Raw genomic sequence first — 8,101 nt, forward strand, 5'->3', positions numbered from 1 at the left:
CGACGAGGTGTTGGAACCTGATGAAAGTCAACGGCGTGAAAACCGGGCTATGGAGGTGCATCGGTTCATTCAATTGCGGGCATCCGAGTTTAATGGGCAAGGAGCTAACAGCATTGACGTATTGGTTATCTGCCAACAAGCCCTAGAGAAACATCTTCATGAATTGGGTTTACCAGACAATGTCGAGGTGGCTCACTTCAACGCGACACGCGGAATTAATCGTTGGGGTGGCGTCCGCTGTTTGATGCTGATCGGGCGCACCTTACCCTCACCTTGGGATGTTGAGGCGTTGACGGAGAACCTGACGGGTTGGGCTGTTGAAAAAGTATCAGCGAAGCAATGGTATCCCCGTCAGTCGGCTGGTATTGATGTTGGCAATGGCGTTGGGCTATCGGTCCAGGCCGAGCAACACCCCGATCCGATAGTGGAGGCCGTTCGCTGGCAGATTTGCGAGGCTGAGCTAATTCAATGCGGGGGCCGTGGCCGTGGGGTCAATCGGTCGGCTAAGACCCCACTGCAACTGGATGTACTGAGTAATGTCTGTTTGCCGATGGGGGTAGACCAGCCTATTCGCTGGAATGACAATGCACCGGGTCGAATTGAGGGGATGGTGGCTATAGGGTTGTTACCTGACGGCCCGGCAGCAGCTGCTATGATTTATCCAGACTTATGGCCGACAGTTAAAACAGCAAAGATGGCAGCCAGTAATGCTCGAGCGAAAAGCCCCAGAGCTAATATTCTCAATCAAAACTCACAAGATCAGCTAAATGGCCTCAGTTCCCTACTGAATATATATAGTAGGGAACTGAGGCCATTTAGCGCCCAACCCACGAACTCATCACTGGTCGATTCAATTGAAGCTCTAATCAAGTTATGGTGGGTAAAGCCTTTGGCCTTCGGAGCTTTATCGAGAATGGTGTTCGCGCAGGCCAGAGTTGAGCGCCCGAACCAACGAGCGTTGAAGTTTAAGTTTCTGTTCGCCCTTCATCTCATCCATGACCCTGAAATCTGGCTCTCTGAGCGCATAGGCTTAGATGTTGAGGTCGAAATAATCACCCCAACCCCTCACTTACGAGCCGAGGTTCTTTGATATTAAACTGTTTTGAATTTTATAAAATTATTTCAAAAATATATATGAGCAGAGGTTTCACCACCACATCAGTACCACAGCCCAAAGTGTAGGCTCACCCCTACGCCCGGTATACCCTCCCCCCTTCGGGTTTTACAGCTTTTCTAATCCGGTTATGCAGCCTTCTGCACACAAGCCAACGTCGATTTTGCACTCCAATCACCTCAACCTGGTGTAATGATCAACTGAGAGTCGTTTCAGAGTCCACTGGCGGGCATTAAGCGATTTACCCCACGGAATGGTTGCTCAAACCTGACATCTCTCCAGCGACCTCTCAGAGGCTCACAGTCTCAATAGGCCCTGCTCTCGCGGGACAGTAAAAACATTCCTAAATAGCGTCTCATAAGAATTGATTTGCATTTTGGGATAGAGTGTCTCACAATGTCTAAGTAATCAAAGGAACAAAAAGGATAAAGCCATGAATATTGGATATGCGAGAACATCAACAGTTGAGCAGGAAGCTGGGTTTGAGGCCCAGTTGAGAGATTTGAAGGCCACTGGCTGCAATAAGGTTTTTAAGGAACAGGTGTCATCTGTGGAGAAACGGGAGCAGTTAGACATTGCCTTAGACTATATCCGCGATGGTGACACGTTGGTTGTCACCAAATTAGATCGCCTTGCACGAAGCACTAGGCATTTGGGTGACATTATGGAGCAACTCACTGATAAAGGTGCCCATCTTAAGATCATGGACCTCGGCATTGATACAAGCACAGCCACGGGCGTGCTGGTCTGCAACGTGATCGGGGCCATCGCCCAGTTTGAACGCATGATGATGCTGGAACGGCAACGTGAGGGCATTGCAAAAGCTAAGTCTGAGGGTAAATACAAAGGCCGTAAGCCAACAGCCAGGGAGAAGACAGATGATGTATTTCGCCTTAAATCTGAGGGGATGTCTGCCACAAATATTGCTAAAGAGTTGAATATTGGCAGGGCCAGTGTCTACCGAATTTTGGATGACTGATTAGCCAAAAAGTTAATTTCATTACGCGAAGAGGTAAACAGCCTCTATCTATCAGAAGGAATACTGCATATGGCCAAGAATAAATTAACTGCTGAAATCATGGACGGCATATACGAAGCTTTTGAGCGCGTTGGCGGCGTTGATTATTTAATAGAGATAGCCAGGAAAGACCCTCCAACCTTTTGCCGCTTACTCGCCAAATTAATTCCACAACAAATAGAGGCCAAAATCAACACAACAAACATTGACCTGGGTGTCGCAATGGCAATTGCAGGTAAGCGGGTTGAACAGTTTCAACTTGAAAGGTCAAATGACAATGATTGACCTTCACCCAGTCCGCAACAATCCAGATTTACCCGATTATTTCAAAGCCCATCTAATCAAACGCATTGACCAACATGGTGGAAGTTATGGTATCGCTTGGAAGCTTATTACCCGCTATCGTGAAGGCCGTTATTGCCTCGCTAAGAAGTCCGGAGGAAGGCTCTGTCTGTTTAATGCAAAGATACCGGGGGAAGGGCCGCGCTCGCGTTGTGGCTTTCACGGGGGCACGGGAAATAGTGGCCCAAAGACAGCGGAAGGTAAGAAGCGGATCGCAGATGCTCAGCGATTAAGATGGGAGCTGTACAGAAAAAAAGATCTGTGATGGCTACATTACCATACTCTGAGTTAGTCTAATTGTTCGGAGACTTTCATCAGATTTGTTATTTTGCGCTCGTCAGGCATTTCATCCTGTTTGACCTGCTGAACTGGGCGACGGTTAATTTCTTTCCTCATGTGACGGAATTGCCGGAGTTGTCAGGGACGGAAACCCTGGTCACGGTTCTTTTGTCTTTGCTTGGTCTTGGGGCTATGCGGACGGCGGAGAAACTTGGGGGGAAGACAAAATAATATAGTGGAGACTGTAAAGGAAGTCGGTTTAATATAAAGAAACAATTCAGATTACGTACGAATTGGCAGTAACCTTCAATTAACCACAATACGGCATCCGACTTAAAGTGTTGATGGTTGAAAATATTTTTGCGAAGAAAACAAATTTAATGTTGATATTTGTTAACTGAAAATCCTTCCAATTTAAATGGCCAGGATAAATTTACGTTATAATATAGTGTCTGGATATTCATCCTCATCAGAATTTTTTTTATGTATGTTTCGATTTCATCGTGACCGATTTTTTGTAAAATTAAGATTGATTGAGAGTGATCAAAATCTTTTTCGATTTGTTCAGTATAGCATGAAAGTTGAAAGGCCCCTTTAGATGCTTGAGAAAAATAATTTTCCAGATTAGAGCTTTTTATCTCACATATATTCATAGCATGTGGTGTTTTGAATATTAAGTCCACAGAACTACTTTCATATGGCACAATATCAATTGAAATCAAAAATTGTGAAATATCCTTCAACATACCTTGATGTGTTTCTTCTGCATGTTCTGTTTTGCGAAGTGACGCCTCAACATCCTTCATATTATCTCCGGATGAGATAAATGATCGGGCATGTATTTTATCAGGCTCCACTTCCGTAAAGTCAGTATCAACAACCGGTATCGAAGTTATCCTATGTATTTCTGTGTCTACCCCTTCACTGATGAACACCACTAAATTGGTTAAGGGATCATTTTTATTCAGGGCATCATTCAGATTAGAATTTGGGCGATCTACCAAGCTAGCAGAAATCACTGCACAGGCAAAATTTGAAAAAGCGTTCAACTTATCTCCTGCCCCCTGTGCCCATATTTGGTTGAGGTTAAAATGTGAAACGATCAAACATAAAGAAGCCTTTGCGAGTGCATTACCAGAGCGGGGAAAAATATTACTACTAATGTTCGGAAGAGATGCGCGGGGCGGAGGCAATAGTTTGTACTCAATGCTATTAGTTACCACCATTGCGAATTTTTGAGAAATACTTTCCTCAATTATGGAGATTCCAAGTCTGTGAGAAACAACATCAATTACGACATATTTCATGGCTTCTGAGTATTTGGATACCAGCCTAAATGACGACAAAAAACTTGTCGATAAAAGGAAATCTCCTTCATAATACCCATCAAGAATTCGTTCGACTTTTTTAACTTTAATAGACAAAAATAGTCTGTCTTCTATTCCTCGCAGTAAAATCCAAAGCCGTGACCCAGCCAGCAAACTAGGAGATACTTTCATTTCTCCGCTAGGAATTATATAGCTACTAGATACCCCTGAATTCCCAAAGGAACTATTTTTTTCAGCATTAATAATCCATACAAAATCACTCATTTGATTTTAGCTCTTTCAATGCTTCATCAAGAGAGGATGGCCATTGTATTCGGTCACCAAGTAGGTCGTGTTGACGAATTTCTTTACCTCGAAGCTTTATCACTTCTGTTTCTTCGATTGTACCTTTGCAAATAAGCAAGTAATAATTAACTTCATTTGATACTTGGCCTCGCCTATGAATGCGATCAAGTGACTGCAGGTAATGAGCCGCTTGGTTAGAATATGATATGTAAACGGCATCAAATGAAGAATGCAGGGTTATCCCTGCTCCTGCAGCTGCAGGGTTTCCTATAAAAAGCATCGTTTTTGAGTCTTCTTGAAACGAACGGACCGCCTCTCTTCTTAAATCAGTACTCACTGAGCCATCTACACGGACAGGATTGTATTTTTTGTATCTATCTTCAATTTCATCAATACTACGTTTATAAAAAGACCAAATGATAACTTTACGGTTTTGACTAATAAGAGTTTCCAACAACTCGTCCAAAGCTTGGTATTTTGCTGGAACTTCAGAAAAAGTAGGATCTACTGCGCTCGGACAAGAGCATATCTGAAGCAACGCAGCTCGTTTCTGAAAATATGTGGCCAACTTTTTTTTGAATGTTTCGTTATTGAGATTTTTCAATTCTAATTCTAATTCAGATCGGGCAGTCTCATATATTAGTTTTTGTTTTCCCATGAGATTGATCTCCATAACATGGAAATTTTTCTCAGGGACGTGGCTAAGAATTTCAGATTTAAGCCTTCGTATAAATAATCCACGGGTATTAGTTAATGATGCTATTTTGTCCCAGTCAGATTGAGGGTCCTTTGACTTTTTAAATCCACCAAATGTAAACCCCAAATCTGCCAGATCAAATTGATTTAATAAATCATGTGCTGTATTCGGTGCCGGAGTGCCGCATAAAACAAAGCATCTTTTACATTTACTTCTTAGGCTAGTTGTATGTTCGGAGCGCAGAGATTCACTATTCTTTAAATAGTACGATTCGTCTACTACTAGAAGAAACCTACGATTGGATGCAGAAGCCATTAACGACACTAGCATTGCTTCAACGCCTTCATAATTGGAAACCAGTACATCAAACTTTTCAAAAGATGTATCGTATTTTTCTTTCCTGGTTCCCTCAGCAATAACAACGTTAAACTTATCTGGAAGAAAATTAGCAATGTCTTTCGGCCATTCGCTAATCATGCTCTTCGGGCAAACTACGATCATACCATCAATATCGCCACTTTCGATCAAGATATCGAATGCAGCTATGGTCATGACTGTTTTGCCGCTACCCTGTTCGTCAAACAAACACAAGCCTAACAGATTGGGAACCGTCATGGCTGCAGAAGCTGGCATCTGAGCTGGATCCAGATAACTCTTCCAAGGCTCAGGAAGCGTATATTCATCACTCCCATCCATTATATTCAAAGCCTTTTTACGAGCCGAATCATGAAGTTTGTATTTATCTAAATGGTAGATTACTTCAGGAGAAATAGAGTTTGTGTCTGGAAGTAGATCACTCACCATATGTAATGAAGTGAGTGGAAATGATATATAACCCTTTCCAGAATTTACCTGGCCACTAATGCGCTTGGCAATCTCTGCCTTGAGCCTCAATAGGCCAACACCAGCTGCATAAACTTGAACCGTGTCATTATGTATTTTAACATCCATGACTTATTAATTTGTCGCTTTCGTCATCTTAATAACCATATCCAATGCTTCTTCAAGATTATCACTCGACGTCTTTGGAATAATTTTTATTTCTTCTGCAGTCAGTTCTTTTAGAAACTTGGTGAAATTATCAATTCTCCCAACAGCTTCGTCTGTACTTTTTACTACCCGGGAATTGTAATCGATGATTGCTTTTGCAGATTTTGCGGCTGATGGATCCAGTTGTGAAAGCGCTGCTTTTGCCTCAGGGAGATTCCAAGCTTTATAGGCGACACGCACTTCTGGGAAGCTTGAAAATTTTCCCTCATACACCCATTTAAAAAATTGTATTTTGAATTCAAAATCTGTTTTTAATGGTTCAAAAAAAGATTTTTGGGCTTCATTGAAAAATTGGTACCGTTTAGCGGCAATTGTTTCTGCGTCTTGCTCTACTAGGCCCAAGCCACCACCACTTTCATCGTCTGGATCTTCAGGTGTTGTCGCAAACATCAAAAATTCACTAATAATTTCGTGAATTCTTAGCGTTTCGCGGATTTTTGATTTTGCCCAACTGAATTTTTTAGAAATTTCTTGTGTTGTTAAGCCATCCTCGTGTGCTTCAACTACCTTAATTGCCTTGACATAATCGGGCCATTCAATTTTTAAGGATGCGGAAAAGTTCTCTTCAACAAGAACATTTTGCTCATCTTCTTCTGTTGCATCTTCAGTTAGAACAAAAGCCTCAACGGCTTCTAAGTCTTGTCTATTCGGGTCGCTTTCTTGCATAGTTTCGAGTGCATACTGTAAAGCAAAAAAACGCCTATTTCCGTCAAGTAGTTTTCCATCGTGAGACAAGGTGAGAGGTTCACGCAATCCGTTCTTAATTATATCGTCTCGTAGTTCTTTGAGCTTCACTTCTGCATCATTTTTCATGAGATCAAAAATCTCATCTTGTGAGAGTTCGCGATCACCAATTTTTGAGATAAGTTTTTTCTTAGCAAGCTCAATTCGTGGATTTTCAACCCACCCCTGTATTGCTGATATTTTCACTTTACCATCCCAAACTACTAATTTTCTGCCGTTGTACAGTCGTTGCTTAATTATGGGCTCAGGTTTTTCTTTAAAAAATAGTGGCTTTGAGGTCATTTTTCACCTGTACGGTTAGAAGATTATTCCGTTACTTTTCAATAGATTTTCCAAATTCACGATGCGCGAAATTAATTCAGACTTATTCATCGCTACATAGCATATTTTTGTGGATGGTTCATTTCGGTAGATTTTTGAAAATTGAGCGTAATGATCGACAAAAGGCTTATTGATATGTCGAGCAAACATGCTCTCTTGTGAAATTTTTTTTTCAAAATACTCTACAATATTTTTAGAAAAAATATTTGATAAGCCAATTTTGACTGCCTCTTGTAATATTGAGACACTCTTGTCGATAGGTTGGTCACGTGCCAAGAATATAGCTAGATCGAGATGTGGTGTTGCTTCTCGAATTTCAGTAAGTAACCGGGGGAAGTTCATTTCCCAATTTTCATGGTATTGAATTCCCCACTGCATCCCTGTGGCAGATTGTCCCATCATTAGTAATGGAGCCTTCGGGCGTCCAGGATAAAAATATGGATTTTTTTGACTGGATGCTTTTTTGAGAGGAACGGTGAAAAAATTCGATGAAATTCGCTTTTCAGGTGACGTTCCGCCAAATTCGATTTTTCCAAGCTCTATCACTTGAGAAATACCATCAGGAACAGAGCAGACTAAAACAAGTTTTGTGAACTCAAGCTCAACTTGTTTTCGGTTATTTTTCCCAATCAAGCTATCTGGGTTCATGTCCAGGCTGGGAACATTCAAAGATTTACAAGCAGCATCTACGGCAAAGAAATACATGAGCGCCGAGGTTCGCTCTAAATGGGCTTTCCCTTCTCTTTTCCTCGAGGACAACCGCTTAAAAGCAAGAGAAACGATCTCTGGGCTAAAAAATTGTGGCATAATTAGTCCAGTCCACACTTGTTGTTTGTAGAAGTCAGGAGAGCTTTCGAATACACGATATTGCTATCACGTGCACGAAGAGGTTTCCCGGACTTTACGAATTCGCCAAAGCTTAA

General features: G+C 41.8%; 8 protein-coding genes and 1 pseudogene. 5 read left to right on the forward strand and 4 right to left on the reverse strand.

Annotation, left to right across the window (positions count from 1 at the left end):
• The 5 genes and pseudogenes from ACESNI_RS05200 to ACESNI_RS05220 all read left to right on the forward strand — a co-directional run.
• A pseudogene (locus ACESNI_RS05200) lies at window positions 1-1,090 on the forward strand (hypothetical protein); the annotation flags it as partial.
• A gap of 457 nt (window positions 1,091-1,547) precedes the next feature.
• The gene (locus ACESNI_RS05205; protein WP_373085433.1) at window positions 1,548-2,093 is read left to right on the forward strand and encodes a recombinase family protein; all 546 of its coding nucleotides are present in this window, start codon (window positions 1,548-1,550) and stop codon (window positions 2,091-2,093) included.
• A 69-nt stretch (window positions 2,094-2,162) separates the two neighbouring features.
• A complete protein-coding gene (locus tag ACESNI_RS05210) occupies window positions 2,163-2,417 on the forward strand; it encodes a hypothetical protein (RefSeq protein ID WP_373085434.1) in 255 nt (84 codons plus the stop codon).
• A complete protein-coding gene (locus ACESNI_RS05215; protein ID WP_373085435.1) occupies window positions 2,404-2,739 on the forward strand; it encodes a hypothetical protein in 336 nt (111 codons plus the stop codon). The genes ACESNI_RS05210 and ACESNI_RS05215 overlap by 14 nt, the downstream gene beginning before the upstream one ends.
• 32 nt (window positions 2,740-2,771) lie before the next feature.
• A complete protein-coding gene (locus ACESNI_RS05220; RefSeq protein WP_373085436.1) occupies window positions 2,772-2,984 on the forward strand; it encodes a hypothetical protein in 213 nt (70 codons plus the stop codon).
• A gap of 146 nt (window positions 2,985-3,130) precedes the next feature.
• Here the strand turns inward: ACESNI_RS05220 and ACESNI_RS05225 are convergent, their stop codons facing one another.
• From ACESNI_RS05225 to ACESNI_RS05240, 4 genes are read right to left on the reverse strand one after another with little or no spacing between them, the layout of a single operon-like run.
• Window positions 3,131-4,345: a hypothetical protein gene (locus ACESNI_RS05225; protein ID WP_373085437.1), complete on the reverse strand. Its 1,215-nt coding sequence runs from the start codon at window positions 4,343-4,345 to the stop codon at window positions 3,131-3,133.
• Window positions 4,338-6,014 carry a DEAD/DEAH box helicase gene (locus tag ACESNI_RS05230; RefSeq protein ID WP_373085438.1) on the reverse strand — a complete coding sequence of 559 codons (1,677 nt, stop codon included), beginning with the start codon at window positions 6,012-6,014 and terminating at the stop codon, window positions 4,338-4,340. Before ACESNI_RS05230 ends, ACESNI_RS05225 begins: the two co-directional genes overlap by 8 nt.
• A 6-nt stretch (window positions 6,015-6,020) precedes the next feature.
• Window positions 6,021-7,139, reverse strand: coding sequence for a ParB N-terminal domain-containing protein (locus ACESNI_RS05235; RefSeq protein WP_373085439.1), 1,119 nt, complete (start codon window positions 7,137-7,139; stop codon window positions 6,021-6,023).
• Between the two features lie 15 nt (window positions 7,140-7,154).
• On the reverse strand, window positions 7,155-7,985 hold the full coding sequence (locus ACESNI_RS05240) for a hypothetical protein (RefSeq protein ID WP_373085440.1): 831 nt from the start codon (window positions 7,983-7,985) through the stop codon (window positions 7,155-7,157).
• Window positions 7,986-8,101: the final 116 nt, after the last annotated feature.

This window comes from Sneathiella sp., assembly GCF_041689005.1.
GTDB lineage: Bacteria > Pseudomonadota > Alphaproteobacteria > Sneathiellales > Sneathiellaceae > Sneathiella.

Bases quoted from the DNA above. Each gene is read 5' to 3' on its own strand.
- ACESNI_RS05210 (WP_373085434.1), top strand. From the start codon at position 2,163: ATGGCCAAGAATAAATTAACTGCTGAAATCATGGACGGCATATACGAA.
- ACESNI_RS05235 (WP_373085439.1), bottom strand. From the start codon at position 7,139: ATGACCTCAAAGCCACTATTTTTTAAAGAAAAACCTGAGCCCATAATT.
- ACESNI_RS05240 (WP_373085440.1), bottom strand. From the start codon at position 7,985: ATGCCACAATTTTTTAGCCCAGAGATCGTTTCTCTTGCTTTTAAGCGG.
- ACESNI_RS05225 (WP_373085437.1), bottom strand. From the start codon at position 4,345: ATGAGTGATTTTGTATGGATTATTAATGCTGAAAAAAATAGTTCCTTT.
- ACESNI_RS05230 (WP_373085438.1), bottom strand. From the start codon at position 6,014: ATGGATGTTAAAATACATAATGACACGGTTCAAGTTTATGCAGCTGGT.
- ACESNI_RS05215 (WP_373085435.1), top strand. From the start codon at position 2,404: ATGACAATGATTGACCTTCACCCAGTCCGCAACAATCCAGATTTACCC.
- ACESNI_RS05205 (WP_373085433.1), top strand. From the start codon at position 1,548: ATGAATATTGGATATGCGAGAACATCAACAGTTGAGCAGGAAGCTGGG.